Source organism: Thiocapsa sp. C2-2m, assembly GCF_041903745.1.
GTDB lineage: Bacteria > Pseudomonadota > Gammaproteobacteria > Chromatiales > Chromatiaceae > Thiocapsa > Thiocapsa roseilacustris.
This window is the reverse complement of the sequence record NZ_JBBWVD010000008.1, coordinates 1-26,900: the sequence shown is the minus strand read 5'-3', so window position 1 is coordinate 26,900 and position 26,900 is coordinate 1. Positions and strand designations below refer to the sequence as shown.

The window sequence follows — 26,900 nt, the reverse complement described above, 5'->3', positions numbered from 1 at the left end:
GATGTCAGCAGGGTGACGAATCGAATGGGCTCTGTCGTCGAACTTTACGAGGCACTCGCCAGCGCGCCTGACGATCGGGCGCGCGCGCGGGTAATCGCTTCCGCCTTCGAGCGTTTGGAGGAACGTTACCCGCACTTGCCGGACTTGGTGACCAATCAGCAGCTGCGTGAGACCGAGCTGCGGCTTCAGAGAGAGATCGAGCACTTACGTGCCGATCTTGTGGTGCGGATCGAGCAGCTCCGGGGCGAGGTCAAGACCGAGATCGAGCAGTTGCGGGGCGAGGTCAAGACCGAGATCGAGCAGCTGCGGGGCGAGGTCAAGACCGAGATCGAGCAGCTGCGCGGTGATCTGCGCGAAACCGAGCTGCGACTCCAGAAGGAGATCCAGCAGCTTCGCGGCGAGGTCATGACCGCGATCGAGCGCAGCCGCAATACCTTGCTGATGTGGCTCATACCCCTCATGTTTGCTCAGGTCGGCGCATTGACGGCGCTGGTGAAGCTGCTCTGACGAGGGAGGGCTTACGCCCTCGAGTACATCCCGTAGCGGAAATCCGAGTATGCCCGAGTTACGAACGATCGTCCCTCCATCGCCAACGCGACCCCCTTTGGGTCTCCGTCTGCTTGGTGGGGTCTTGCTCACCTTCAGCGTGGGTCTGGTCTCTTGTCAGGCGATGTTCGTCCTCTGATGGCCGGTCCCGCGAGCACCCCTCCCGAGCAGCGTCGGACGCTGAGTCTGACCGAGCTGATTCTCGGGGTCAGGCCGGATCGTCACCCTGATCCCGACACGACTATGCCCGCCCGGGGAAAACCTCGCGCGAAAGGCACGCTCCTGTTCCTCCTCCCGATCCCGCTGCTGATCGGTGCCTTGATCGGGCTCGGGGCCGGTCAGTTGGATGTCGTCTTGGTCGACGGGGGCATCTTCGCGCTTTTCATGGCGGCAGCCGATCTGACCCGTCGGGGGCTGCGCGCGGAGTACGCCCAACAGATCCTGCGGTTTTCGCGGCTCCAGCGCATCCCGCTGAAGACCATCGGCGGTTTGCTGACAGGCGCTGCGACCGGACTGGCCGCCTGGTTGGCGGTCGGGCAGGGGCCCGCGCTCAGCCTCGTTTATGCGACGGTGGCCATGATCGGCTTTCACCTGATCTATGGGCTTGAGCCGCTCGGTCGAGCACGTCCCTTCGCGACCGACGACGAGCGGACGCGCAAGGTCGCGGCGGCCTTGGACGAGGCCGAGCGCAAGCTGATTGACCTGGACCGCGCGGCGAAGACCATCGCCAATCCGGAGTTGAAGATCCGCCTGCAACGTATCGGCTCGCAGGGCCGGTCGATCCTGAATCAGATCGCGGATCGACCCACCGACCTGTTTCGTGCACGCAAGTTTTTGAGCGTTTATCTCGACGGTGTCCAGCAGGTCGCCGACGGTTACGCGCGGACCCATCGTCTGGCGGATTCGCGTGAGTTGGAGCAGAATTTTCGGAATGTCCTGGTGACGGTCGAGCAGGTGTTCGACGAGCAACACCAGCGGCTTCTGAAGACGGACGTCATGGACCTCGATATCCAGATCGAGGTGCTGAAGAAGCAGCTCGAGCGCGAAGGAATTCAGTAGCTAAACCGCGCTAAGGTTAACATGCGTCGTTTCGGGGTCGGTGTCCTGTCGCCGCGACCAATGGCCTCGGTGGGGCGCGGTTTAGGAGGGGCAATTATAGTGAGCTCGAAGTTTGGTGCATCCACAGTCCTTGGCAGGTACGCGGTTTAAGCCTCTATATTTGTTAATTTTTTAAACCGCGCCGGCTCAAGCGGTCGTCAAGTCTGCCGGGGCCGATCCCATCCGAAAACAGCGCATACCGCGCCGGGCGCGGTTTATTATCCAAATCGATTGGGAGAGATTGTGTGAGCGAGCGAGAGCGAGGCGATGCGGTGATGGATCCTCACGCACAGGGGCAAGCGACGGGCGCCCGGCCTGCGCCGACAGCCGATCCCGTCGCGGAGATCGTCATCGTCGATTCGCCGACTCCGGCGCAGCGGCCGCTCGTGGTCGCCGAGGATGCGCAGGCGCCGCAGATCAGCGAGGCTCAGCTCGGGCGCCTGCTGCAGGAGCTGGATCTGAACGACACCCACTCCATTCTCTTTTTCGGCTCCAAGGCCCAAGAGCGCCTCACCGAGGTCTCCGACCAAATGCTCGAAGGCGTAAGGGCAAAGGATGTGGGTCCCGCCGGGGCCGCGCTGAGCGAGATGGTGACGACGCTCAAGGGATTTCGTGTCGATGATCTCAATCCGAACCGCAAGCCCGGTTTATTGGCGCGTCTGACCGGCAAAGGTCGGCCCGTCGTCAAGTTCCTGCAGGAGTACGAGGCGGTCCGCGATCAGATCGAGACTATCTCCGGACAGTTGGAGCGGCACAAGACCAAGCTCCTAACCGACGTCACGTCGCTAGACCGGCTCTACGCGGCCAACCTGGACTATTTTCGGACCCTGGAGCAGTACATCGCGGCAGGCGAGGCGAAGCTCGTCGAGTTGGACGAATCGACCATCCCCGCGCTGGCGGCGCAGGTCGCGACCAGCACCGACATGGTCGAGGTGCAGCGCCTAAAGGATCTGCGCGGCGTCCGCGACGAGCTGGACCGGCGCGTCTATGACCTGCGGCTCACGCGACAGGTGACCATGCAGGGCCTACCCAGTATCCGTATGGTCCAGGAAAACGACAAGGGACTGATCAACAAGATCAACTCGACCCTGGTCAACACCGTGCCTCTGTGGCGTCAACAACTGGCCCAGGCGGTCACCATCTATCGCTCGGGCGAGGCGGCCGATACCATCAGGGCGGCCACCGATCTCACCAACGATCTGCTGCGCGCCAATGCGGATAATCTCAAATCGGCCAACGCCGAGTCGCGCCGGCAGATCGAGCGCGGCGTCTTCGACATCGAGGTGGTCAAGCACGCCAATCAGACCCTGATCGAGACGATCGAGGAGAGTCTGGCGATCGCCGACGAGGGTAAGCGCGCCCGCGCCATCGCCAGCCAGGAGCTCGAACGCCTGGAGGCCGATCTGCGTCAAACCCTGACCTCGGCGAGCGCCCGGCGAACCGATCAATAGCAGGCGCGCTTGGTATACCACTTCCATTTTCCGGCAGATTCTGTATATTTGCGCGTTTACCTGCGGGGCCATTCCCGCAACGTCCAATCGTATGGGTCCAGGACAGCACATGGTTACGATTCGTTTGTCTCGGGGTGGCTCCAAAAAGAACCCTTTTTATCAGATCGTTGTCGCCGACATCCGCGCCAAGCGTGATGGACGCTATATCGAGCGCCTCGGTTTCTTCAACCCGCTCGCCAAGGGCGGCGAGGTCGAACTGCGCGTCGATCGTCAGCGTGCCGACTATTGGGTCGAGCGCGGCGCCCAGCCGACCGACCGCGTCAAGCAGCTTCTGAAGCAGGCCGCTCGCGAAGAGTCGGCAACCGCAGTCGCTGCTTAGTCCGAACGATCGCACCGCGAGAAGCCGACTCGAAGCGCCCCGATCGATGGCCGGACAACCGGATTCGACGCGTATCGTCGTCGGACATATCGCCGGAGTGTACGGGGTGCGCGGCTGGTTGAAGGTGATGTCGGAGACGGATCCTCCGGAGGGCATCCTGAGTTACTCCCCCTGGCTGCTCGGCGCAGACGCGACAGCTTGGACGGTGAACGAAGGAAAGCGGCACGGCAAAGGCATCGTCGTCAGCCTTCTCGGCTGTGACGACCGCGACCGAGCGGCCGCGCTCGTCGGGCGGGATATCGCCGTTGTTCGTGATCAGCTGCCGCCGGCCTCGCACGATGAGTTTTACTGGGTCGATCTCGAAGGTCTTTCGGTGGAGACGACCGAGGGTGTCGTGCTTGGCGCGATCGATCATCTTTTCGCGACCGGCGCAAACGATGTCATCGTTGTCAAGGGTGATCGCGAACGTCTATTGCCCTTCGTGTGGGGCGATGTGGTCAAGGATGTCGATTTCGAGCAGCGCCGGATGCTGGTGGATTGGGATCCGTCGTTCTAGCGAGTCGGCTTCCACACCCTCGACGGCGCCTCGTGCTCGAGATGCTCCGATGTGATCCGCGCCGGTATCCGTGATGCGCTTCGATGTCGTCACCCTATTCCCGGAGCTGTTCGGGGTCCTGCTCGATCAAGGTGTGACGGGGCGAGCCCTGATCCGCGGTGTGGCCGAGCTGCACCTTTGGAACCCGCGCGACTTCACGCACGATCGGCATCGCACCGTCGACGACCGCCCCTATGGCGGTGGCCCTGGGATGTTGATGAAGGTCGAGCCGTTGCGCGATGCCATCGTCGCGGCGCGCGCGGAGGCTCCTGAGAGTCGGGTCGCTTACCTCTCGCCGCAGGGCAGGGTTTTGGATCAGGCTGCGATGGTCGAGCTGTCGCGCCGGCCCGGCTGGATCCTGGTCGCCGGACGTTACGAAGGCGTCGACGAGCGCCTGATCGAGGGCCATGTCGATGAGGAATGGTCGATCGGCGATTACGTCCTGAGCGGCGGAGAGTTGGCAGCCATGGTGGTGATGGACGCGGTCATTCGACTGCTTCCCGGTGCACTCGGACACGCCGACTCGGCCGTCCAGGATTCGCACACCGACGGGTTGCTGGATTGCCCGCATTACACCCGACCGCCCGAGATCGACGGGCGCCGGGTGCCTGAAGTCTTGAGCGGCGGCGATCACGCCGCGATCGCGCGCTGGAGGTTGCAGCAGGCCCTCGGGCGAACCTACCGGCGTCGCCCCGATCTGTTGGAGCGGCGCGGTTTGAGTCCGCACGAGCAGGCGCTGCTCGATGAATTTGTCCGGTCCCGTCACGACGATGAGGCCGGTTGAGAACAGGAGCCGAAGGAAACCATGAGCAACATCATTCTCCAGCTCGAAGCCGAGCAAATGAAAGCCGAAGTCCCCGAGTTTTCTCCGGGCGACACCGTCGTCGTCCAGGTCCGCGTGAAGGAAGGCGCCCGCGAGCGTCTGCAGGCCTTCGAGGGCGTGGTGATCGCCATCCGCAACCGCGGTCTGAACTCGGCCTTCACGGTCCGCAAGATGTCCCACGGCGAAGGGGTCGAGCGCGTCTTCCAGACCCATAGCCCAGTGATCGCCGGCATCGAGGTCAAGCGCAAGGGCGACGTGCGTCGCGCCAAGCTCTACTACCTTCGAGGCCGCACCGGCAAGAGCGCCCGTATCCGCGAGAAGATTTAAACCGCGCCCGGTGCGGTATGCGCTGTGTTTGGATGGGATCGGCCCCGGCAGTTTGGACGACCGCTGGAGTCGGCGCGGTTTAAGATATTAAAAAAATACATTATTTTAAACCGCGCCCCCACAAAGGCGGGATAAAGCCTTCGAGTCCGACACACTATGATCACGACGCATTTCACTCCGGACGCGGTTTAAGGCGAGTGGCCGGTCGTCCGAACGCGCCGACCTTTCTCTGGCACGACTACGAGACCTGGGGCTCGGATCCGCGTCGGGACCGGCCGTGCCAGTTCGCCGCTGTCCGCACGGACGTCGATCTCAACGAGATCGGCGCTCCATGCATGTTCTTTTGTCGCCCCTCGACCGATCTGCTCCCACACCCTGAAGCCTGCCTCATCACCGGCATCACGCCCGGGATCGCCGAGCGCGAGGGGCTGATCGAGGCCGAGTTTGCCGCCGCCGTCAACGCCGAGCTGAGCGTCCCCGGAACCTGCGGGGTCGGCTACAACAGCATGCGCTTCGACGACGAGGTCACGCGCAACCTGCTCTATCGCAACCTGCGCGACCCCTATGCGCGCGAGTGGCGCAACGGCAACTCCCGCTGGGATCTGATCGACGCCTTGCGGCTTGCCCATGCGCTACGCCCGGACGGTTTGGAATGGCCGACCCGCGAAGACGGCACCACCTCCTTCAAGCTCGAGCATCTCACCGCCGCCAACGGGATCGATCACGGTCAGGCCCATGACGCGCTCGCCGACGTGCGCGCGACCATCGCCTTGGCGCGACGTCTGCGGCACGCCCAGCCCAAGCTGTTTGACTATGCCCTCACCCTGCGCGACAAGCGGCGCGTCCGCGAGTTGCTCGATCGCGGCGTGCCGCTCCTGCATGCCTCGGCGCGCTATCCGTCCGCCCAAGGCTGTATTGCGCCGATCCTGCCGCTCTGTGCACATCCGATCAACGGAAACGGCGTGATCTGTGTCGATCTGCGCGCGCCGCCGGAGCTGTTGCTCGATCTTTCCGTCGACGAGTTGCGGACCCGACTCTTCACGCCCGGGAGCGAGCTTCCCGACGGCGTCGACCGAGTCCCGTTGAAGACGATCCACGTCAATCGCGCGCCGGTTCTGGCCCCGATGAAGACCCTAGCGCCCGATGCGGCGGCGCGCTGGTCGATCGATCCGGACGCGGTCGGCGATCACGCCCGCAGGTTACGTGAGGCCGCGGCGACGATCGAGGAGAAGGTCCGCGCCGTCCATGGCGCCCCCGATGGGCCGACCGAGACCGACCCTGATCTCATGATCTACTCGGGCGGATTCTTCTCGGACGCCGATCGTCGCGCTATGGACGCGATCCACAGACTCGACCCCGCCGAGCTGAGCGACCATGCGCCGAGCTTTCAGGATCCTCGCCTGGGCGAGATGCTGCTGCGCTACCGCGCCCGGAACTGGCCCGAGACCCTCACCCCCGAAGAGCGCGAGGATTGGGACCTGTTCCGTTTCGCCCGCCTTACCGATCCCGACGCCGGCGGCAGTCTCGTGATCGAGCAGTTCGAGCAGTGTCTGAGCGAGCTGGCCGAGCAGCACGCCGGTGATCCGGGCAAGCTTGCGATCCTCGAAGACCTCGCCGAGTGGGCCGAACGGGTGCTCGACGCGGAGGCTTGAGGTGGTCCGTGACGAGGTCTTGGAGCGAGCCGGCGAGACACCGTGACCGGCAGTTCCGCCCGCTCCGAGGGCAGTTGAGCCGCAAAGAACACAAAACGGTTCAACTGCTTCCGGCAGTTTCTGCTGCGCGGCCTGAATGCCGTGCAGGGTGAGTGGGCAGTGGTGTGCGTGGGGTGGAACCTCAAGCGCTTTTTTGAGCTTAAGCCTAGAAAAAGGGCAAAACGCGCGCGGTTTCGTGAAAAATAGCGGCGATTTCGGGTTTTCAGCCCTAATCGCCCGTCGCATTTTTACCAAACCCGGATGTCAGATTTGATTCTGGAACGTAAGTCGAAAAGTCTCCTAGACTCTAGGTTGTCAGCAGTCCATTAACCTATGGAGAGATCTGAGATGCGCGGTTATTTGATCCCATCCATTTTCGCCGCCCTGGGGGTCGTCGTGCTCTATCGTGCGAGCGATGCGCCGCCCAACGAGCTCGATCAACGATCACTCGGCGCAACCGCTGCAGCGCCCATCAGTCTTCAAGAGCCGCTAGCACGGGAGCGCAGCCGCCCTGCCCTCCCCTGGGCGGCCCAGTTGCGCTACAGCGCCGAGGGTCCGAGTCCAGTGCACCTCGCCGAGGTGCCCGTCGCAGAATTCGACGCCAACAACAAGCTGAGCCGCGGCTGGGGGCAGGATGGAACGCCCAAGCGGATGCGCGGACCGATACCACGCGAAGAAATGGACCGGCTGCGAGAGGCGGCACGTCTGCTCCCGCCCAATCCCAACGTCCAGCGCCTCGATGGGTCTGGGATTACGCCGCTGGCGCTCGCACCGGGCGTCAGCTTCGATAGCCTCGATTACAACGATTGCTGCGGGGGCGGTGGCAATGTCCCACCGGACCCTGAGTTCGCGGTAGGCCCGAACCACATCATTGCGGTGGTAAACGTCGCCTTCGAGATCTACGACAAGAGCGGCACGCGACTCGCGGGACCCACGACCTTCGCGAGCTTCTTCGCCGGGTCCGGCTGCCCGAGCCAAGTCTTCGATCCCAATGTGCTTTATGACGAGTCCGCCGACCGGTTCATCCTCGGCATCGACGGCGACGGCACCGACTATTGTGTGGCCGCGACCACGGGAGCGGATCCGCTGGGCGCTTGGCATCGCTACCATTTCGCGACCGATTTCGCCGGGGCCTTCTTCGACTATCCCCATGCCGGCGTTGGAAGGTCCGCGATCTACATGGGCTCCAACCAGTTCGACGGCAGCTTGCCGGGTGGTTTCGAGAGCCGCGTATTCGCGTTCGACAAGGCCGCGCTGTATAGCGGGACAGCACTGACGGTGGTGTCGCACAGCCTCGGCGCGAGCAACTCGACGCCGCAGCCGATGAATCTCCATGGCTTCGCCCAGGGCACCTGGCCGAGCTCGGGGCCCCATTTCGTCATGACGGAGAAGTTCGATGGTGCCCGTCACTCAGTCTGGTCCTGGCAGGACCCTTTCGGTGCCGACCTCCTCACTGAGACGGGGGTGCTCAATCTCAATACGGCGACCGGAGTAACCGCGGGGTTTCCCGTCGACGTGCCCCAACAGGGCTCGACGGCAAGGCTCCAAGCCAACGATTGGCGCGGACTCGACACCGAGTATCGCAATGGACGGATCTGGATGACCAACACTCTCTCCTGCAATCCCGGCTCGGGAACCGTGGATTGCATCCGCTGGGCCGAAATCGATCCATCGGTGCCGGCGGTGATCGATGCCGGGGTATTCGCAAGCAACGGTGAGTACCGCTTCTTCCCCGATCTCGCAGTGAACCAGTGCGGCGATATGGCCGTCGGCTACACCAAGTCCAGCGCCTCGATGTTCCCGTCGGTGTTCGTCACCGGACGGGAAGCCACGGATCCCGCCGGAACCTTGCAACCCGAGGTCCAGCTCAAAGCCGGTGAGCTCTTCTACACCGGGTTCGACGCCAGCCCCCATCGCTGGGGCGATTACACCGGGATGACCATCGACCCCGATGGCCAGCGCTTCTGGTACCTGGGCGAGTACAGCAAGAATACCGGGACCATCGATGGCCGCTGGGGGAATTTCATCGGCGCCTTCAGCTATCCAGGCTGCGGCGGCGGGCCGGATGACTGCGACATCGATGGGGACGGTGACGCAGACCGCGCCGATGCGGTGGCCTTCTTCCGCGGCTGTCGTGGCGGCAGCGCAAGCTGGGACTGCGACCGGGATGGCAGTGGCGGCTTCGATATCGCCGACCTGATCGACTTCGTGCTCAGCTGTCGCTGAGGCCCTTGAGCCGGAGCCTCGCGCAGCCGGGGCTCCGGCGACTCAGGTCACTGCCTCAGACCGTGCCCCGGGGTGGGAGTTGGCCGATATAGGCGCTGATCCCATCCATCAGCAGTTGCACCACGATCATGATCAACAGCATCCCGTTGAGCCGCACCAGCACCCGCAACGCGCGCCGCCCGAGCATGTCCATCCGGGCCGTTGTCGGCCTTGATCCGGACCAGGGTGATGCGCTCGCGCTGCTCGGGCGATTGCCGTTCCCACCAGTCATATAGGCAGTCGACGATGAAGTCGCTGGTCTTGGCGGAACTTCCGAAGGTCAGGTGCAGCGCGCCGGTGTCCTCGTTGACCAGACCGAACGGGGTGTATTTCTCGTGACAGCCCGTGTCATGGTCGGCGGCCTTGGTCTCGCCGCGGCTACAGCCGCCGCGCGAGTACTCGCCGATCATCACCGTGGCCTTGCAGTCGATGCTCAGTCGCGCGACGCGTCCGCCCGCCATGACAGTCCGCGCGTTGATTTAGACTCAGTCGCGACTATCGCACACAATGGTATAACTTTCCTCGTAAATCACCTAAGGCGCGAGGGCGCCTCTCGAGGCTCATCCCCAAGCCGCCCTGAGCGCCCAGGTTTGCTCGGGACAGAAGGTCAGCGGGGGTGGGGCGGGCCCGTCGACGAGCGGCTTGCCTTGCTGACCGAACGGGCCGTTCCGGCGGTTGTCCTGGGATGCGAGTCTATTTGTCGGTATTCAGCTTGAGGGGCAGGTAGACGGGGCACCAGCGCAAGAGCCCGGTGGCTAAGGGCACCAGCCCGATGGCGCCGAGCCAGTTTTGGGCATAGACGCCCCAGCCGACGATGACGACACCGGCGACGATACGGAGGGTGCGATCGAGTGTTCCGACATTCGGGGTCATAGCGTGGTCTCTGCTGTTGTTGCGACCGGCGCGTTCGGCCGATCCGGTGAGGGTGTAGTCGAAGACTAATCGGAGCGATCCCGCGTTTCAGTGACTTTGTCACCAAGCGGCGACTTGTCCCTGCTCAGCCATCCCGTGCCCGCAGCTCGAGCGCCGGAATGTCGAGCAGCTCGATCAGGCCGCGGGTCGTGCGCAGCAGCTCTTGCGACTCGAGACCCTTGAGTACGCGGCTGATGACCTCGCGGGACGACCCCAGCTCCACCGCGAGGGACTGATGCGTCATATGGATGTCTCGTCCCGAAGTCGTCTCGCGCAGGCTCAAGAGAGAGGCCATCAGCCGTTGATCCAGGCGTTGGAACAGCACCGCATCGAGAACGCCGAAGACCTCCTGCAAGCGGCTCGCGATCAAGCCGAAGATGTATTCCCGCCAAGGCTCCGACGTGGCCATCCAGCGGCGGACCTCGGCCGGCCGCACCACGACCGCCTCGACCGCGCTCTCGCACACGGCGAAGGCCGGAAAGACCCGGTCGCTGAGGATGCAGGAGGTGGTGACCACGCAGCTCTCGCCGGGATGAACGCGATACAGGGTGATCTCCCGACCGTTTTCGCCGAGCTTGTAGACCCGCCCGGTGCCGGTCAGCACCAACGGCAGTTGCGTGCAGTGTGCACCGTCGTAACAGATGAGTTGACCGACCGGCAGCCGGACCAATGCGACCTGAGCGAACAACTCGGCGCGGAACTCCTCCGGCGTCGCGTGCAGAAACGGGAAGGCATCGAGCAGACGCTGGCGCTGCCACGGATCGCCGATCATCCGCCGATCTCCCGACCGACCCCGCCATCGAGACAGGCTGCGCCGAAGGCATGCCGAAACGCCGCCTTGCCGGCGTCTCCGGTGCAGTGGGTCGGGACCACGCCGATCACCCCGAGCGCCTTCAGTGCGCTTACGGACTGCTCGATTCCGACGGGGTCCGTGTCCATCAAGTGAAAGCCCCCGATCGCCCAGTCCACCGGCTTGCCGAGGAAGCGGCCGGCACGTGCGACGATCTGCTCCATCCCGGGATGCGCGCAGCCGCTGACCGCGGCCGTGGACTCGCCCGTGTCGATCACCAGCGCGTGCTCCGGGGGGGTGCTGTCGAGCATCCCGGTCGAGAAGAGCCCCTGACCGAGTGCATGAGGCTCGGCTCCGACCACGATCAGCTCGCCGCACAGACCCCGCAGATCTCGGATCAGGTGCTTGGAAAAGCCCTCGTGCACCGCCACGGTCACCTGCGGGTTCAGTTCCAAGACCGAATCCCACCCGCCGATATGATCCCAATGGGGGTGGGAGAGAAAGAGCAGGTCAAGGGATTGCGCGGCGACGCCGAGGGCGGCCATGTTCTTGAGAAGCACGCGGCCGTTGCTGCCGGTGTCGAACAGGATCGTCCGACCGCCGACGCGAATCAGCGCCGCGAATCCCCAGAGGCTTGTCAGACCCGGAAGTCCCGGCTCGTTGTCGAACAGAATTGTCAGGCGTGGGGGAGCGGCCATGATTGCCTCCGATCGAGGTCATCCTGTGAAGTCTTTGCCCTGGCCGAGCCCCGTTGTCGAGGCGAGGCAGGGGGGGCCGAGCGGGCGCCCATGAGAGCATCGCGACACAGGTGCAGTGAATCAACCGCTTACCGTGGCGCGAGCGCCCTCAGCCGTGTCCGTGCGCAACGCTTTCGGCGCAGGGCGCTGCGGCAACGAGCGTGCCGCCCAGGTAGCTCTCCAGCGACGCGCGCACCGTACCGCTTGCCCCGGTCGCGGTTCTGATGCCGGCCTGCGTAAAGAACTCGATGGCGCGCCCGCCCATCCCGCCGCTCAACATGACGTCGACTTGCTGCTGCTTGATGAAGTCCGGAATCTGTCCCGGCTGGTGCGCCTCGGCGAAGGGGTTGGCGATGTCCCATGTTGCGGTGACCGCGCCGTTTTCGATGTCCACCACAATGAAGTAGGGGGCATGGCCGAAGTGTTGTGCGACCTGGCTGTCGAGACCCTGGCTGGACTCGGCGGTAATGGCAATCTTCATCGTCGTTCTCCTGGTTCTTCGGGGGTCGGCCGGAGGCCGATCGGGGTTTTCAGGCGCGTCGTTGTTGATTCTTGCGGGCGTCATGAGATCCTGCAGGCGTCTCCGAAAGGACTGCGGCAACCCGCTCCCACACGGCGGACAGGGCGAGACTGGCGGGGGCGTCCGGGTGATAGGCCGTGACGGTCTCGCCCGCGACCATCGCCTCGGGTATCGCTGAATCGAACGGGATCAGGCCGATGCCGTCGATCCCTTTCGCCCGGCAAAAGGCTTCGATCTCCCGCGCGCCGACGGGATAGACATCGGCCTTGTTGATGCAGACCAGCGCCGGCACCCCGAAGTGCTTAACGGTCTGCAGGGCGCGGCGCAGGTCGTGTATGTCTGCCACGGTCGGCTCGGTCACCAGCAGCGCCAAGTCCGCGCCCGAGACGGCGGCGATGACTGTCGGTGATGGCCTGCTCCGGGCACATCCAGGTGCAGCTTCCGCAGCCGTGACAGAGATCGTCGAACACGAGCGTCGTTCCGCCGACCACCGCAATCGCATTGAATCGGCAGATCTCCGCGCAGGTGCCGCAAGCGTTGCAGGCTTGCGGATCCACCCGCGGCACGCGGATCCCGACGTCGCGGTGGACATCCAGAATCGGATCCAGAAACAGCGCGGCGTTGGGCGTTTCCACGTCGCAATCGAGAAAACGCACCGCATCCCGTTCGGCCGCCACCTGCGCGAGGCTGGTGGCGACGGTGGTCTTGCCGGTGCCGCCCTTGCCGCCGGCTACAACGATGCGCATCCGGTTCAGTCTCCGTGGTGGCCGCCATGCGTGGCGCCATCGGCCAGGGCCAAGCGTCCCGAGGTGAACGCCTTGCCCGGTAGGCCATCCGCGCCGGAGTGATCGGCATTCTGCCGCGTTCTCCCGGCGCATGACCCTGATATCCGTCAATGTGAAACGAGCATATGTGCGTTTTACTGAGCCCGCGAATCGGAACACTTCATCTTGTGGAGGCATGATGCCGGGTCGAAAACGACGCGCTCGCTGTATCGGATTCGATCCGGGCTTTCTCTGCTTCAAACCCTGCGGTCGACCGGGACGGGGCCTGGAGACCTTGACCCTGCGCGCCGACGAGATGGAAGCCATTCGGCTTGCGGACCTCGAAGGTTTGTATCAGGAGGATTGTGCCGTGCGGATGGGCATCTCGCGGACCACCTTGTCGCGAACCCTGGCGCAGGCGCGCCGCAAGGTGACGGATGCGCTGATCAACGGCAAGCGACTTGTGGTGGAACCGACTCGGGAGAGTGAGGGCACTGCGGCGGCGGGGACCGGGGCGTTCGTTACGTCGGATCGGCCGGGGGACGAAACAGGTAGCGATGTCTGAATCGGACTTGAGCCGGATACGCGGGCGGTCGACGTTTTTGAGCCGCGCCGATCGACCGGAATGCCGATCTCACCTATCCACTCATGTTGCTCGACGGAGCGGGCGGGTCGAGGACGTCGTGCGGGGCGAGTGTCCTGACCCCGTCCGCTCGAACGTCCGAGGCGCGGCTCAATCCGCTCGCGGAGCCGCCGGTGCTTGAGCGACGGCCTCGGGGCCTTCGACCAATTGGCGGACGATGTCGCGACATTCGGCGGCGTTGCTGATCCACTGCAGTCCGGCCTCGGCTGGCACGGCGCCGCTTTTCTCGCGGATCTTCGCGATCGTGGTGGCGATCAGCGCGTCGATCTGAGCGGGATCGGTCACCAGACCACTTTCTTCGGCCGTCTCGACCGCCAGGCATGCGCCGGCCTGAGACCCGATCACCAGTCCGCTCGCGGCACCCAATCCGGCACCGAAGCCAAGTGCGAGGAATCCTCCGACGGCGCTTCCGATCAGCAGAAAGATCAGGGCGAGGATGAATGTCTTCATTGGCGTCTCTCGATGAGAAATGAAATGTCGGAGGCTGCGGATCACATCGGCAGGTCAGCGACCGCTCGGGCCCCATTGCCAGATGCTCTCCCCGCGCGGTAAGGAGACCTCGCCCAGCGCGTCGAAGCGTCCCGTCAGCCCTTCGGTGTCGATGCTCCCTTTGAATCCGATCTCCCCTTCGATGGGGTGGACAGCCGCGAAGGAAATGCCGTCGCCCTGAATCGCCAGGTCGACGAGCTGAGGTCGAGTCGGCAGGCCATCGGAGAACTGAACCAAGGCGACGTAAGCGACCTCGTCATCCTGGATATGAGGCAGGATGAAGACCTCGATGCCGACCAGCTCCCCTTGCTCCACCGACGGCTCCATGTTGGAGTAGATGCCTTTGAGCTTCGGCGCGTCGGCGGCCGCGCAGCTGCCGGCAGAGCCCAAGAGTGCGATGGCCATGCCCATGAGGGTCAGGTAAGGGTGTCGAAGGTGCATCGGCATTGTCCTCTCCACTGGGCCGTCGGCGACCGCGATTAGAACGGGTCCGGGCCGGAAGTGTCGCCGACTCGGCGGGTGCCGGCAAGAGTATCAGGATCTTTCCATCAGGACCTTTCCAACGTCCATGTTCACCCGTCCATCGTCTGTCCGCGCCGAGTCGGCCGTGTTAAGAGGCCGAGCATCGACGGCGCTGTTTTTCGTCCTGTGCGTCCTGTTCGGTCAGCCCTGCGCTTATGATCGTCCAGCGTTTGCGGCTGCCGAGCGTGCGCTCGAGGCCGATGACCTTGAGACCTTCGACCGGCTCTCCGCAGGTCTCGCCGATCATCCGTTGTATCCTTACCTACGCTTCGCCGTCGTGACGCGGGACCTCGCGGCGACGTCGGATGAGGAGATCGAGCGGTTTTTGAGCGATTTTCCGCAGACCCAGCTCGCCACCCGTCTGCGCCTGGCCTATCTGGCACGTCTCGCGGCGGCCGAGCGTTGGTCGGATTATGCACGGATCTACCGGCCGGACAGCGCGCCCGAGCGGCGCTGTCTCTACCTTCGCGCACTCCTCGAGACCGGGCGTCGTGACGAGGCGCTGGCCCGGGTCGAGTCCCTGTGGTTATCGGCCGGGTCGCAGCCGGCCGCCTGCGATCCCGTCTTCGCAGCCTGGCGCGATGCCGGGGGCCTTACCACCGAGCGCATCCTGCAGCGCATCCGTTTGGCGATGGAGGCCGGCGAGCGCGGTGTCGCCGGCTATCTGGGCGGGCTCCTCCCGGACTCGGAGAAGCACCGCTATGCAGCCTGGCGTGCGGTCGACGCGGATCCGGCGCTGGTCCTGGATCCGGCTTCCGTCGAGGACGACCATCCGCAGCGCGCTGCGATCCTGGCCCATGGCCTGGTCGGTCTGGCCCGTCGATCTCCCGTGATGGCCGCCGACGCGTTGATATCTCTCCAAGACCTTCTGAGCGCCGATGGGGCGGCCTCCGATCGCGCCCATGCGGCGATCGGACAGGCCTTGATCCGCGACGGGGATCCGCGCGGGCTTACGGTTTGGGACGGCCTGCGCGCGACCGAGACGACGACGACCGAGCAAGAGGCTCGCCTGCGCGCGGCCGTCGCCCTGCGTGCCTGGGAGCGGGTCGCGGACTGGGTGGCTCGGATGCCAGAGGGCACCGTCAAGCGTGACCGCTGGCTCTATTGGCAAGGGCGTGCCGAGGCGGAGCTTGGCCGCGACGAGGCAGCGCGCGCCACCCTGGCGCGGGCCGCCGAGGGGCGTAGTCTTTGGGCCTTCCTGGCGGCGGACCGGCTGGGGCTGCCCTATCGGCTCGATCATGCCGGGACACCCGCGGAGCCGCAACGCATCCGCGCCATGGTGGCCAGCCCCACCTTCGCACGCATGCGTGAGCTCAGCCGACTCGGCCGCGAGACCGATATGCGCCGCGAGTGGCGCGAGCTGATGGAGTCTCTGGACGGCCCGGATCTGATGGCGGCCGCCTATGTGGCCGATGTCATGCGCTGGCACGATCAGGCGGTGCAGGCCTTAGCGCGATCAGGCTACTGGGACGACATGGCGTTGCGCTTCCCAGTGCAGCATCGCGCCTTGGTCGATGAGCAGGCTTGGCAGCGGGGTGTGGAGCCGGATTGGGTACTTGCCGTGATCCGACAGGAGAGTGTTTTTGCGCGGACGCTGGCCTCTCACGCCGGTGCGATCGGTTTGATGCAACTCCTGCCGGGAACGGCCCGGGAGGTCGCGCAGACGCTCGACCTGGATCCGCCGTCGCGTTGGGATCTGCTCGACCCCTCGATCAACATCACGCTGGGCAGTGCATACCTCACCCGCATGCGCGATCGTTTCGGTCACGTCGCCTTAGCCACGGCGGCCTATAATGCCGGTCCAGCGCGCGTGTCGCGCTGGCTGCCGGACGACTGCCTCGAGGCCGATCTTTGGATCCTGTCGATCCCCTTCCTCGAGACGCGTCGTTACGTCGAGCGTGTTCTCGCCTATCGGGTGATCTACGGCGATCGTCTGGGCCTTCCGCCGACACGCCTGTCCGATTGGCTTCCTCCCGTGCCCGGCGCGGACTTCTTCAGGCGGTGAACGAAACACTGATGTCGAACGTCGTCCGTCCTTACCTTACCATCATCGCGATCTGCCTCTCGGTCTCGGTCGTGCCCCCGGTCGTTGCCGATACCCGCTCGGCCATGGCCGACGCCATGGTGCGCATGATGGAGGCGATGGGTCTCTTCGGCGCCGCCGGCGGCGCTATGTCCGGCGGGTCGCCGGCCGTCCCGAACCCTATGGGCATGCCCGGCTGGCCGTCCGGGTTCGGGTCCATGCCGGGCATTCCGGGCGCGGGAACGATGCCCTTCCCCGGTGGCTCGCAGATGGATCCGACGAGCCAGATGGGTCAGATGGGCCAAATGATGGAGCGCTTCGATCCGGGTAGCGCCATGACCGGTGCGATGCCTTGGACAGCGGGTCCGTTGGAGGGCATCTGGGAGGGCAGCGACGATGGACTCCTGATCGTGCAGGGCGGACGCTATCGCATCTACGCGCCATTCAGCGGCTACATCGACGGGGACATTCGCATCGCGGGAGACCGTGTCGAGCTGACCAATCGGCGCGAGAGCTTCAGCCAGGAGTTCGAATATGCCCTCGACCAAGGCCGCCTGGTGCTGCGCGACCGCCAGGGCCAGATCTATCTCTACCGCCGCCTCGTCCTCGAGGGCGGCTGAACCGCGTCCGGCGCAATCCGCCGTGTCGTCGTGATTCGCGACGTCGAAGATCCCAGAAGCCTCGGCAAGATGCGGCTCAGAATAGAGGAGTGAGTGCGTAGGTTGTGCCGAGCCGTGCGAGGCACAACCAACCGTCGGCGCAAGTTGTGCTTCCTATCGTCAGCACAACCTACGGGTATGGAAGTTTGCGGAAATCGCCTTAAACCGCGTCGACTCCGACATTCCCGGATCGTTCCGAGGTTAACCCAGTCTCCGAGCCTTGCATATCGGACACCCGGACGCGGTTTAAGAGGCCAAGCGCAGGGCGATCAAGAGCAGAAATACCCCGAACAGCCGCTTCAAGAGTGCAACCGGCAGCCGATGCGCCAAAGACGCACCCAAGGGTGCAGTGGGCATGCTGGCGAGCAGGATGGCCCCGACGGCAGGCCAGTAGACGAAACCCGTGCTTGCCTCGGGTAATCCTTCGCGGCCCCAGCCGACCACCATGAAGCCGACGGCGCCGGCGAGTGCGATCGGCAGACCGCAGGCGGCCGAGGTGCCCACGGCCGTGCGCATGTCGATCCCTCGGTTGCCGAGAAACGGCACCGTCAGGGTGCCGCCGCCGATCCCGACCAGCGCGGAGAGCGTCCCGATGCCTCCGCCGGCGGCCCACATCCCCCCGGAGCCGGGCAGGGTGCGCGCGCGATGGATCTTCTGGGTAACCAGCATGCGGATGCCGACGTAGGTCAGAAAGACGGCAAAGAGACGGGTCAGCCAGAGCTCGGGGATGATCCCCGCCAAGGCGGCGCCGAGCCAGGCCCCGAGGACGATGCCGGGTGCCAGTCGGGCGACTAGATCCCAGCGCACCGCACCGCGCCTCTGGTGCGCATAGGTCGAGGCGGAACCCGTCCCGACGATGGCGGCAAGAGAGCTTCCGACGGCGAGGTGCGGGATCCACTCCGACCCCATGCCGATCTGCGTGAACAGTAGGATCAGCGACGGCACGACGATCACGCCGCCGCCGACCCCGAAAAGACCGGCAAGCATCCCGGACGCGGCGCCGATAAGAAGATAGGCCAAGAGCTCAAACACTGGATGCGGTCCCGAACGATCGAAGGCCCGGATGGCCGAAGGGCGGCCGCCTCATTCCGACCTTTGCGCAGACGCGGCTTAGACTCTACTATTTTTGATCTCTTAAACCGCGCCGACTCCAACGGTCGTCAAGTCTGCCGGGGCCGATCCCATCCAAAAACAGCACATACCGCACCGGGCGCGGTTTAATGGTTGAATACCGAATTGTATGTCGCGCACGACCTGTGCCAGTCTCGTCCCGTCGAGTTTCCCGAGCGTCCTCGGCCATCGGGCTTGTTTTGGGCGCGGCGGAGTCAATCCATAATCCTGAAGAACGATAAATGGCACTGTTTCAGTTTCCTAAACCGCGTTTCGCCAAGGCCGCAGGTCGCGGCGAGGCCGGCCGCTCCTCGGGGCGACAACGAAGAGACCGGGACGCGTATAGCCCGATCACGGGCGCCGAGCCGCCCCAGACGAGTCAAGACGACATCATGAGACATCCGCGCATTTGTGTCATTGGGGGAACCGGCTTCGTCGGTCGGCATTTGTTGAATCGCCTGTCCGGCGCCGGGTATCAGACCCGTGTGCCGACGCGACATCCTCACCGCCATCGACACCTTCGGCTCGTTCCGGGCTGCGAGCTGGTGCAGCTCGAGCGCTGGGACGAGAGCGGTCTGCGTGACCTGATGGCTGGTTGCCATGGCGTGGTGAATCTGGTCGGCATCCTCAACGAGGCGGGTGGGCGCACCTTCGAGCAGACCCACGTCGGGATGGTCGAGTCGACGACACGCGCGGCGCTAGCCGCCGGTGTCGGCGCGTATCTGCACATGAGTGCGCTGAATGCGGACCCGGCCGGTCCGAGCGCGTATTTACGCAGCAAGGGTAAGGGCGAGGCGGCGGCGCTGGCGGCGGCCGAGCAGGGACTGGCGGTGACGGTGTTTCGCCCGTCAGTCATCTTCGGGCCGGGCGACGGCATCTTCAATCGCTTCGCATCCCTGCTGCGTCTGCTGCCGGGACCCTTCCCGCTGGCCTGTGCCGATGCGCGATTCGCGCCCGTCTATGTCGGCGATGTCGCCACCGCCATGCTTCGCTCACTCCAGGATCCGGCGAGCCGAGGACAGATCTTCGAGCTGTGCGGTCCGCGCACCTTCGCGCTACGCGATATCCTGACCTACACGGGCAGCCGCATCGGGCGCAAGGTTCGAGTGATCGCTCTGAGCGATCGTCTCGCGCGACTTCAGGCGCGCATCTTCGAGAAGCTGCCGGGTAAGCCCTTCAGTACGGACAACTATCTGTCCCTTCAGATCGACAGCCTCTGTCGCGAGGACGGACTTGGTCGACTCGGCATCTCGGCGACCGATGTGGACGCCGTGGTGCCCGGCTATCTGGGTTAGCCGCCCGAGCATGGCGCCGGATCAGCAGAAGGAGCCGGGCCGCCCGAGCCCTCGATCGCATGCTCTACCTCGATAAGCTGCTCAGCCAACTGGCCTATCCGCTCGGGCTCTCCATCGTCTTGGCGGTGATGGCGTTCGTGCTCATCCTTGCGGGTTGGCGTCGATCCGGACTTTTGTCCTTGTCGATCGGGATCCTTTGGCTCGGTTTCTGGTCGATACCCATCGTCTCGGACGGTTTGAGGCTGTCTCTGGAGGGTCGGTTCGCGCCTGAGCCGGTCGGCGCCTTGCCGGCGGCGGAGGCCGTCGTCGTCCTCGGCGGCGGCATCCGCGGAGGCCCGCCCGATTGGCCGGATCCCGATCTCGGGCGGGCTTCGGACCGGGTTTGGCATGCGGCGCGGATCCATCATGCGGGGAAGGCGGCGCGCGTCATCGTCTCGGGCGGCTCCATGCCTTGGGCAGGCGAGCGCCGCAGCGAGGCCGAGGCGATGTTGCGTTTCCTCGCCGATCTGGGTGTGCCGAACGATGCGATCCTGCTGGAGGGACGCAGCCGCAATACCCGCGAGAACGCGCTCTATACCGCCGAGATCCTGAGCTCGGAGGGCATCGATCGCGTCCTGCTGGTGACCTCGGCCCTGCACATGCCGCGTGCCTTGGCGACATTTCGCGCGGCTGGGATCGATGCGGTGCCGGCGCCGACCGATTTCGAGGTGATGCCCGAGCCGCCACATCTTATCCGTTGGCTCCCGGACGCCGAAGCCTTATCGGACAGCACGCGTGCCCTGAAGGAGTATGTCGGATGGCGGGTCTACCGGTGGCGCGGCTGGGCCGAGGACTGAGCTCGCCGATTGTCGGGCGTCGGCGATCCAACGATCCGACCCCGGTGCAGCCGGCGCGAGCGAAACCAGGGCAGGTGAGATCGCCCCGGCGATTTCGATTCACCAGGTCAATTCAATGGAGGCAACGATGAAACGGCATGTTTTGATTGCGATGATTCTGGCGGCCGCGCTGCTCGCTGCCCCCGCGCAGGCGTTGGATGGCGGTGTCGAAAGCCTGCGCGAGACCGGCAAGGCGTTCGCCTCGGTCGGGCGGGCGGTGTCCCCGTCCGTGGTCTTTATTCGCGTCGAGGGCCAGCGCGCGACGACCGCACAAGCACCCCTTTCCACACCCTTCGACGATGCGATTCCCTTCGGCGACGAGTTTTTCAAACGCTTTTTCGGCGAGGGCTTTCCGGGAATCCCGCGTGGCCAAGCGCCCCAAGTACCGCGCAGCGAGCCGCGCACGATGGGGCAAGGGTCGGGTTTCGTGTTCGCCGCACAGACGGGTCTGCTCGCCGACAAGACTTACATCATGACCAACAATCATGTTGTCGAGGGCGCCGAGCGGATCCGCGTCACCTTTCAGGACGGGCGTGAATTCAATGCCGAGGTGACCGGCCGCGACCCTCAGTCCGATGTGGCCGTCATCGAAATCAAGACCGGCGGCCTACCCGCACTCGCCATGGGTGATTCGGCGAAGCTCGAGGTCGGCGAGTGGGTGGTCGCGATCGGCAATCCCTTCGGACTGAGCCACACCCTGACGGTCGGCGTGGTCAGCGCCACCGGTCGCACCAGCCTGGGCATCAACGACTATGAGGACTTCATCCAGACGGACGCAGCCATCAACCCGGGGAACTCCGGGGGGCCGCTCGTGAATCTGGATGGCGCCGTGGTCGGCATGAACACCGCCATCTTCAGCCGCAGCGGCGGCTACATGGGCGTGGGTTTCGCCATCCCGATCAATCTCGCCAACGCCATTGCCAATCAGCTGATCGAGCAAGGCGAGGTGACGCGTGGTTTCCTCGGCATCGTGATCCAGCCGCTGACCGCGGATCTGGCGGAATCCTTCGGGATGCAGCAGGGCGAGGGGATTTTGATTGCCCAGGTCACTGAAGACAGTCCCGCCGGGAAGGCCGGCCTGCGCCAAGGTGACGTCATTGTTGCCTATCGCGGGGAGCCCGTAACCGATGTCGGCAACTTCCGGAACCGGGTCGCACTGACCCCTCCGGGGAGCACTCAAGAGCTCACCATCGTGCGCGAGCGTCAGCGCCAAACCCTCGGCGTTACCATCGGGACGCTGAACACCGATGCGCTCGCATCCTCGTCCCCGACGCAGACCAGCGCGGAGCTGGGGCTCACCCTCCAGACCCTCACGCCGCAGCTTGCCGAGCAGTTCGGCGGTCAACCCGGCGAGGGTGTTCTGGTCACGGAGGTGAAACCCGGATCCATCGCCGCAGCGGCCGGCATCGAGCCGGGCACGCTGATCCTGCAGGTCAACCGCGAGTGGGTGAAAAGCGTCGCGGACTTTCAGCAAGCTGTGAAGGCAGGGCGCGAAACCGGACGAGTGCTGCTGCTGGTCCGCAAGGACGAGATGCAGCGCTTCGTGGTGTTGAGCTGGTAGCCGCATCCGGCGGGGATGGATTCCCGCCGGTCATTCCGGTCGCTGGTGCGGGGCACCTCACGTCCTAGGCGGGCGACTGTTCTCACCGACGTTGCGTGACGCCGCGATCGGACCCCGTGATCGGCCCAGGCCATCGATTCGAGTCATCGACAGGACTTGCGAACCATTCAATTCGCGACTAGTCTGTTTCTGAAGACCAAGCGCGAAAGTTGGTTTTGAAGTCCGCGCCGACCGGGGTTCCGTGAGGCAGTGCATCGGATCTCGTCCAGACCAGCGATCCCCTCGACAGCATCGTTTCGCGATGCCGCGAGGATACTCGTCGCGGTTCCGGCAACCCCTGTCGGTCGTTCACGATAACCGTCGGGAGGAAGCATTATGAGTCTCGTAACCCACCTGAGTGGACATGGCGGCCATGCGTTGCCCGTCGTGCCCGTTTCTTTGGCAAGACCCTTCATCTGGCTGAGCAGGGGTTGGGAGGATCTGCGTCAAACCCCGCGTGCCAGCCTCGCCTACGGATTGCTTGTCTCCCTGTTGGGGGCGGTGATCCTCGGGTTCTGGCGGCATCCGTATTTCCTCGCCGCCGCCGTCACCGGTTTCCTGCTGGTTGGTCCGCTGTTTACGGCCGGCTTGTGCGAGTTGTCGCGTCGTCGAGCCGCCGGGGAGTCTGCCGATTTCGACAGTTCGCTCTCGGTTCTTGCAGGTCATCGCAAGGCATTGCTTAGGTTCTCGGTCGAGCTGTTGGCGATCGGTGCGATCTGGTTTGCCGGCTCCGTTCTGATGCTGCATCTGGCCTTGGGAAGCGCGGGTCCGGGCGTCGAGGCAACCATGTGGGGTGGTGTGCTCGAGCAGTTGACCGCGGCTCAGATGATCTCCTACGCGGTTGTCGGCGGCCTTCTCGCGTGCGTCGTTTTCGCGCGATCGGTCGTCGCGGTCCCGCTCATCATCGACCGTCATGTCGATTCTCCGACGGCGGTGCGCACCAGTATCCGTGTCACGCTTGCCGATCTGCCGGCGATGATCCTGTGGGCCGCGCTGATTGTGATCCTGGTCGGCGTGGGCTTCGCGACCTTTCTCATCGGCATGGTGGCGGTCTTCCCGCTGCTCGGGCATGCGACCTGGCATGCCTACCGCGACTTGGTGAAGTAAGGAACATGTCGGAAACAAGTTGAGCACCAAATCCAATCGTTGTCGTTGTCGTAATCGACAACGGCAACCTTGGCAAAGGTGTTCTCTCGTCAAGTTGTTTTACTTATTTTTGAACCATTTCGAAGGAGCGCGACCGGCCCCGTGAGCCTGGTTCAGAGCGCAGGTAGGGTGGCCGGCTCGATGAACAAAGCTGTTCCGCCCGACCGGCGACTCGCCCGAGCGGGCACGCATCGTGCGAAGTCGAGTCGCTCGTGCCTCCACCATTGGACCTCATCCCCATTCTGCCTTAGATTGCGCATTTGCCGGCAGAACCGAGATGATCGATCCCGATGTCTTCAAACAGCGCGCCGCCGAGCTGATCGGTGTCGGGCACTTTTGTTTTTCACGCGGCTGGTTGCCTGCGACCTCCGGCAACCTCTCGGCGCGTCTGGATGCGAGCCGCATCGCCATCACCGTTTCGGGGCGTCACAAGGGCGAGCTCGACGCGAGCGGCGTCATGGCGATGGATGTCGACGGCACCATCCTGAGCGCGGGCTGTCGTCCGTCAGCCGAGACCGAGCTCCATCTCATGCTGTATCGACGCGATCCGGCGATCGGTGCCGTGCTGCACACCCATTCGGTCAACGCGACCGTGCTGTCTCGTTTGGCGGACGATGCCTTGACCCTGTCCGACTACGAGGTCTTGAAGGCGTTGCCCGGGATCCAGACGCACGAGACGCGGCTCGCGTTGCCCGTCTTTCCCAACGATCAGGACATCGCCCGTCTGGCGCTCGAGGTCGAGCGGACCCTGGAGCGCACGCCGGATTTGCCCGGCTACTTGATTGCCGGACACGGCCTCTATACCTGGGGCAACAACGTCGCCGACGCGCGTCGGCGGATCGAGGCGTTCGAGTTCCTGCTCGAATGCGAAACCCTGACGAGGAGCATGATCCGATGAGCGAGCTGCGCATTCACGCCGAAGACCGCCCTATATCCGAGGCAGTCTTCACCGACTTCGCCGATATCCGGCGCGAGCTTGGCGCCCTCGGCGTCAATTTCGAGCGCTGGCAGGCCGACCGCGACTTGACGGCGGATGCGACGCCGGACGACGTCATCGCCGCCTATCGCGGCGATATCGATCGGTTGATGACCGATTACGGTTTCGGCTCGGTGGATGTCCTGCGCATGACGCCGGATCATCCCGACCGCGAGGCCCTGCGCGCGAAGTTCCTGAACGAGCACACCCACAGCGAGTTCGAGGTGCGCTTCTTCGTCGAGGGCAGTGGTCTCTTTTATCTGCACACCGGCGGCCGGGTCTATGCCGTGATCTGCGAGCAGGGCGATCTCATCAGTGTGCCCGACGGCACGGCCCATTGGTTCGACATGGGCCCGCGCCCGCACTTCACCGCGATCCGACTCTTCACCAACCCCGCGGGCTGGGTCGCCAACTTCACCGGCAGCGACATTGCGTCGCGTTTTCCCCGCTTCGAGTAATCAGTCCCCATGGTCAAGGCGATCCTCACCGATATCGAGGGCACCACCTCGAGCCTCTCGTTCGTCAAGGACGTCCTCTTTCCCTATGCGGCGGAGCGTCTTCCCGACTTCGTGCGGGCGCATCGCGACGATCCGCAGGTCGCGCAGTTACTTGAGGATTCGCGTGCCGTTGCGGGTGGGTTAGGGGACGAGGAGGCGCTGATCGCGCATCTGCTCGACTGGATCGCGACCGACCGCAAGATCGCGCCGCTCAAGGCATTGCAGGGACTGATCTGGGAGGAGGGCTACGCCCGCGGCGAATTCCGCGGCCACGTCTACGAGGATGCCGCCCGCCGCCTTCGCGACTGGCACAGCGCAGGTCTGCGGCTTTATGTCTATTCCTCCGGCTCGGTACATGCCCAGACGCTGCTGTTCGGGCACACCGAGTACGGCGACCTTGTGCCCTTGTTCTCCGGCTTCTTCGATACGCGCATCGGCGGAAAGCGCGAACCTGAATCTTATCGTGTCATCGCCTCCGAGATCGGTCTGCAGCCCGGAGAGATTCTCTTCCTCGCCGACATCCGAGAAGAGCTGGATGCCGCGCGCGATGTCGGCATGGCGACGACCGCCCTGCGCCGCGAAGGCGTCACCGGCCCCTTTGGCAAGCACCCGGTCGTCGATGATTTCGATGGGGTTCGTCCGATCGCGGACTAAACGGCGGCCTCAACCCCTGACCAAGGCGTCTCGCATCTGCATAAAGGCGATCAGATACTCGAACATGATGCGCCACATCAGCTCCATGAAGAGGAACGCGGCGACGAACAGCAGGATTCCGAGCACGCGCCAACGCAGTCGCACCGTCGCGGTTAGAAGACCCATACCGGCTCGATAAGCATCGCCCACCGGCTCGAAGCGGCGCATAAAGTACAGTGCCATGAGCCAGGCCGCGACGGGCATGACGACGGCGCCCAGATAGTAGAACACCAGCAGCGCCTGGCGGCTGAGCATGGTTTCGAAGGTGAGGAAGTCGGTCATCGGAAAGCACCAAGGTGTCTCGCTAAGGCATCCGCGGAAGGCAGGACGCCGGCCAAGGGCTTTGCGGCAATCGATTCAGACAGGGGTAGGCTCGGTTTCCTGTGACTCGGGGTGAGCCTCATTCGAAATGCGATGGTGCCGAGGAATGACGTCGAATGTCTTCGGCATGATTCTAACATATTGAAATTAAATCGAAAAGACGTAAAGGCTTCACCTCTTTGGACGAGCCTAGCGGACTCGTAACCACCACGCAAGGCACTTCCGTTCGCCGGTTAGGCGGTCAGTCTAACCTGTTCGCCCGCGGGGTGCTCTTCCTCGAAGTCGCTGCAGCCGTCGATCCCGGCGGGTGCGGAGGTCACGGCGCCTGATCCGTTTCCGGCGGATACGACCGTCAAGTGGAGCTCCAGTCGCGGACTTTCGTGGCAGTCCCGCGCAACGACGAGGCGGCACAGGCGTTTCAGCGCGACGGGTACGCGGGTGTCGACTCATCCAGTATTCTGGGGTTCTACGCATTGTCGTTGGCCATCGTCCTTGTCGAGGCATTACCGACTGGGTTGGCGAAGCGTTATCCCCCGTCAGATTCCGGTGACACGCCTTGGTCGCTTGGCCGCTCGGCTCGACATGCAGAGGCAGGGGTTCGGGAGGATGCTGCTGGCGGATGCCGTCAATCGAGCCCGTGGCGCGGCGCAAGTCGTCGGCAGTGCCGGAATCACCGTAGACGCCAGGGACGATGCCGCTCATCTTTGATCGAGCTTCGCGGACTCGCGACCACCAAGCAACCCACTCCGGCGAAACTGCGAAACGCCACAGGACGGAGAGTGTTGTTTCCAATAGTATCCCGTCACGGATTTCCAGGATTCTCCCACCCGACACCTGGCTTTTTCCCGGAATCGTGGCCCCGGCAGAGATGCAGTGCAAAGGTCCGGACTCGCCCCGGATCCGCCGCTCGGCGTCTCTTCCCGGGCGACCGTTCCGGACGCATTGCCGCCTCGGGCGCGCTGATCCAGGGATAGAAAAAACCATCGCTCCGCGTGGCTTCATGGCTGCTAGCATGCGCGATCGCCGTGCTGCCTGCGCATTCCACGCCATTCGGCCACCTGTTCCACCACTATCCGGCCGGCGACTCCACCGGCATTCGGCCACCCGTTCCACGGCCATTCGGCCGGGGCAGTCGGAGCGAAGCGACGCAGGC

At 64.4% G+C, this 26,900-nt stretch carries 30 protein-coding genes; 19 read left to right on the top strand and 11 right to left on the bottom strand.

The genetic code is table 11. The features are described 5' to 3' along the window. Nucleotides 1–24 precede the first annotated feature (24 nt). The 9 genes from AADX97_RS07575 (at nucleotide 25) to AADX97_RS07535 (ending at nucleotide 9,136) form a co-directional block, all read left to right on the top strand. Nucleotides 25–507: a DUF1640 domain-containing protein gene (locus AADX97_RS07575; protein WP_374233478.1), complete on the top strand. Its 483-nt coding sequence runs from the start codon at nucleotides 25–27 to the stop codon at nucleotides 505–507. 177 nt (nucleotides 508–684) lie between these two features. Beyond that, nucleotides 685–1,605 carry a 5-bromo-4-chloroindolyl phosphate hydrolysis family protein gene (locus AADX97_RS07570; protein WP_374233477.1) on the top strand — a complete coding sequence of 307 codons (921 nt, stop codon included), beginning with the start codon at nucleotides 685–687 and terminating at the stop codon, nucleotides 1,603–1,605. A gap of 284 nt (nucleotides 1,606–1,889) precedes the next feature. Further along, nucleotides 1,890–3,095: a toxic anion resistance protein gene (locus AADX97_RS07565; protein WP_374233476.1), complete on the top strand. Its 1,206-nt coding sequence runs from the start codon at nucleotides 1,890–1,892 to the stop codon at nucleotides 3,093–3,095. A 109-nt stretch (nucleotides 3,096–3,204) separates the two neighbouring features. Next, on the top strand, nucleotides 3,205–3,474 hold the full coding sequence (gene rpsP, locus AADX97_RS07560) for a 30S ribosomal protein S16 (protein WP_374233474.1): 270 nt from the start codon (nucleotides 3,205–3,207) through the stop codon (nucleotides 3,472–3,474). A gap of 46 nt (nucleotides 3,475–3,520) precedes the next feature. Further along, nucleotides 3,521–4,030, top strand: coding sequence for a ribosome maturation factor RimM (gene rimM, locus AADX97_RS07555; protein ID WP_374233473.1), 510 nt, complete (start codon nucleotides 3,521–3,523; stop codon nucleotides 4,028–4,030). A 73-nt stretch (nucleotides 4,031–4,103) separates the two neighbouring features. Continuing rightward, the gene (trmD, locus tag AADX97_RS07550; RefSeq protein WP_374233472.1) at nucleotides 4,104–4,853 is read left to right on the top strand and encodes a tRNA (guanosine(37)-N1)-methyltransferase TrmD; all 750 of its coding nucleotides are present in this window, start codon (nucleotides 4,104–4,106) and stop codon (nucleotides 4,851–4,853) included. Between the two features lie 21 nt (nucleotides 4,854–4,874). After that, complete coding sequence (gene rplS, locus AADX97_RS07545) at nucleotides 4,875–5,219, top strand: 50S ribosomal protein L19 (RefSeq protein WP_093029092.1); 345 nt, start codon at nucleotides 4,875–4,877, stop codon at nucleotides 5,217–5,219. Between the two features lie 197 nt (nucleotides 5,220–5,416). Then, nucleotides 5,417–6,871, top strand: coding sequence for an exodeoxyribonuclease I (gene sbcB / locus AADX97_RS07540; protein ID WP_374233471.1), 1,455 nt, complete (start codon nucleotides 5,417–5,419; stop codon nucleotides 6,869–6,871). Nucleotides 6,872–7,258: 387 nt separating this feature from the next. Beyond that, on the top strand, nucleotides 7,259–9,136 hold the full coding sequence (locus tag AADX97_RS07535; RefSeq protein ID WP_374233469.1) for a hypothetical protein: 1,878 nt from the start codon (nucleotides 7,259–7,261) through the stop codon (nucleotides 9,134–9,136). A gap of 47 nt (nucleotides 9,137–9,183) precedes the next feature. On the opposite strand, the gene AADX97_RS07530 is transcribed toward AADX97_RS07535, so the two are convergent. From AADX97_RS07530 to AADX97_RS07500, 7 genes are all read right to left on the bottom strand, one after another. After that, the gene (locus AADX97_RS07530; protein ID WP_374233468.1) at nucleotides 9,184–9,636 is read right to left on the bottom strand and encodes a hypothetical protein; all 453 of its coding nucleotides are present in this window, start codon (nucleotides 9,634–9,636) and stop codon (nucleotides 9,184–9,186) included. Nucleotides 9,637–9,868: 232 nt separating this feature from the next. Beyond that, nucleotides 9,869–10,048, bottom strand: coding sequence for a DUF2892 domain-containing protein (locus AADX97_RS07525; RefSeq protein ID WP_374233467.1), 180 nt, complete (start codon nucleotides 10,046–10,048; stop codon nucleotides 9,869–9,871). Nucleotides 10,049–10,172: 124 nt separating this feature from the next. Next, nucleotides 10,173–10,859, bottom strand: a complete 687-nt coding sequence (locus AADX97_RS07520) for a Crp/Fnr family transcriptional regulator (RefSeq protein WP_374233466.1) — start codon at nucleotides 10,857–10,859, stop codon at nucleotides 10,173–10,175. Then, entirely contained in the window at nucleotides 10,856–11,575 is a 720-nt protein-coding gene (locus AADX97_RS07515; RefSeq protein WP_374233465.1) for an MBL fold metallo-hydrolase, read from the bottom strand. The genes AADX97_RS07520 and AADX97_RS07515 overlap by 4 nt, the downstream gene beginning before the upstream one ends. A gap of 148 nt (nucleotides 11,576–11,723) precedes the next feature. After that, nucleotides 11,724–12,095, bottom strand: coding sequence for a NifB/NifX family molybdenum-iron cluster-binding protein (locus AADX97_RS07510; RefSeq protein WP_374233464.1), 372 nt, complete (start codon nucleotides 12,093–12,095; stop codon nucleotides 11,724–11,726). 49 nt (nucleotides 12,096–12,144) lie between these two features. Then, nucleotides 12,145–12,480, bottom strand: coding sequence for a hypothetical protein (locus AADX97_RS07505; RefSeq protein WP_374233463.1), 336 nt, complete (start codon nucleotides 12,478–12,480; stop codon nucleotides 12,145–12,147). After that, entirely contained in the window at nucleotides 12,437–12,880 is a 444-nt protein-coding gene (locus tag AADX97_RS07500) for a 4Fe-4S binding protein (RefSeq protein WP_374233461.1), read from the bottom strand. Before AADX97_RS07500 ends, AADX97_RS07505 begins: the two co-directional genes overlap by 44 nt. Nucleotides 12,881–13,097: 217 nt before the next feature. Here AADX97_RS07500 and AADX97_RS07495 point away from each other — a divergent pair, with 217 nt between their 5' ends. After that, nucleotides 13,098–13,463 carry a DUF134 domain-containing protein gene (locus tag AADX97_RS07495; RefSeq protein ID WP_374238816.1) on the top strand — a complete coding sequence of 122 codons (366 nt, stop codon included), beginning with the start codon at nucleotides 13,098–13,100 and terminating at the stop codon, nucleotides 13,461–13,463. Nucleotides 13,464–13,631: 168 nt separating this feature from the next. On the opposite strand, the gene AADX97_RS07490 is transcribed toward AADX97_RS07495, so the two are convergent. Both AADX97_RS07490 and AADX97_RS07485 read right to left on the bottom strand, forming a co-directional pair. Further along, nucleotides 13,632–13,991, bottom strand: coding sequence for a hypothetical protein (locus tag AADX97_RS07490; protein ID WP_374233459.1), 360 nt, complete (start codon nucleotides 13,989–13,991; stop codon nucleotides 13,632–13,634). A gap of 54 nt (nucleotides 13,992–14,045) precedes the next feature. Continuing rightward, on the bottom strand, nucleotides 14,046–14,471 hold the full coding sequence (locus AADX97_RS07485) for a hypothetical protein (RefSeq protein WP_374233458.1): 426 nt from the start codon (nucleotides 14,469–14,471) through the stop codon (nucleotides 14,046–14,048). A gap of 166 nt (nucleotides 14,472–14,637) precedes the next feature. On the opposite strand from AADX97_RS07485, the gene AADX97_RS07480 reads away from it, so the two are divergent. Beyond that, the gene (locus AADX97_RS07480; RefSeq protein ID WP_374233457.1) at nucleotides 14,638–16,557 is read left to right on the top strand and encodes a transglycosylase SLT domain-containing protein; all 1,920 of its coding nucleotides are present in this window, start codon (nucleotides 14,638–14,640) and stop codon (nucleotides 16,555–16,557) included. Nucleotides 16,558–16,568: 11 nt separating this feature from the next. Further along, on the top strand, nucleotides 16,569–17,195 hold the full coding sequence (locus AADX97_RS07475; RefSeq protein WP_374233456.1) for a hypothetical protein: 627 nt from the start codon (nucleotides 16,569–16,571) through the stop codon (nucleotides 17,193–17,195). Between the two features lie 285 nt (nucleotides 17,196–17,480). Here AADX97_RS07475 and AADX97_RS07470 read toward each other — a convergent pair whose 3' ends face one another. Beyond that, the gene (locus AADX97_RS07470) at nucleotides 17,481–18,266 is read right to left on the bottom strand and encodes a sulfite exporter TauE/SafE family protein (protein ID WP_374233455.1); all 786 of its coding nucleotides are present in this window, start codon (nucleotides 18,264–18,266) and stop codon (nucleotides 17,481–17,483) included. A gap of 320 nt (nucleotides 18,267–18,586) precedes the next feature. Here AADX97_RS07470 and AADX97_RS07465 point away from each other — a divergent pair, with 320 nt between their 5' ends. From AADX97_RS07465 to mtnC, 7 genes are all read left to right on the top strand, one after another. Next, entirely contained in the window at nucleotides 18,587–19,639 is a 1,053-nt protein-coding gene (locus AADX97_RS07465; protein WP_374233454.1) for a complex I NDUFA9 subunit family protein, read from the top strand. A gap of 59 nt (nucleotides 19,640–19,698) precedes the next feature. Next, nucleotides 19,699–20,475 (top strand): YdcF family protein, encoded by a 777-nt coding sequence (locus AADX97_RS07460; RefSeq protein WP_374233453.1) that lies wholly within the window; start codon nucleotides 19,699–19,701, stop codon nucleotides 20,473–20,475. Nucleotides 20,476–20,602: 127 nt separating this feature from the next. Next, the gene (locus tag AADX97_RS07455) at nucleotides 20,603–22,075 is read left to right on the top strand and encodes a DegQ family serine endoprotease (RefSeq protein ID WP_374233452.1); all 1,473 of its coding nucleotides are present in this window, start codon (nucleotides 20,603–20,605) and stop codon (nucleotides 22,073–22,075) included. Nucleotides 22,076–22,450: 375 nt separating this feature from the next. Further along, a complete protein-coding gene (locus tag AADX97_RS07450) occupies nucleotides 22,451–23,221 on the top strand; it encodes a DUF2189 domain-containing protein (protein WP_374233451.1) in 771 nt (256 codons plus the stop codon). A 316-nt stretch (nucleotides 23,222–23,537) separates the two neighbouring features. Then, complete coding sequence (locus AADX97_RS07445; RefSeq protein WP_374233450.1) at nucleotides 23,538–24,158, top strand: methylthioribulose 1-phosphate dehydratase; 621 nt, start codon at nucleotides 23,538–23,540, stop codon at nucleotides 24,156–24,158. Continuing rightward, the gene (locus AADX97_RS07440) at nucleotides 24,155–24,694 is read left to right on the top strand and encodes an acireductone dioxygenase (RefSeq protein ID WP_374233449.1); all 540 of its coding nucleotides are present in this window, start codon (nucleotides 24,155–24,157) and stop codon (nucleotides 24,692–24,694) included. Before AADX97_RS07445 ends, AADX97_RS07440 begins: the two co-directional genes overlap by 4 nt. A gap of 9 nt (nucleotides 24,695–24,703) precedes the next feature. After that, nucleotides 24,704–25,387: an acireductone synthase gene (mtnC, locus tag AADX97_RS07435; protein ID WP_374233448.1), complete on the top strand. Its 684-nt coding sequence runs from the start codon at nucleotides 24,704–24,706 to the stop codon at nucleotides 25,385–25,387. A gap of 9 nt (nucleotides 25,388–25,396) precedes the next feature. Here mtnC and AADX97_RS07430 read toward each other — a convergent pair whose 3' ends face one another. Beyond that, nucleotides 25,397–25,708 carry a DUF4282 domain-containing protein gene (locus AADX97_RS07430; protein WP_374233447.1) on the bottom strand — a complete coding sequence of 104 codons (312 nt, stop codon included), beginning with the start codon at nucleotides 25,706–25,708 and terminating at the stop codon, nucleotides 25,397–25,399. Between the last annotated feature and the right edge of the window lie 1,192 nt (nucleotides 25,709–26,900).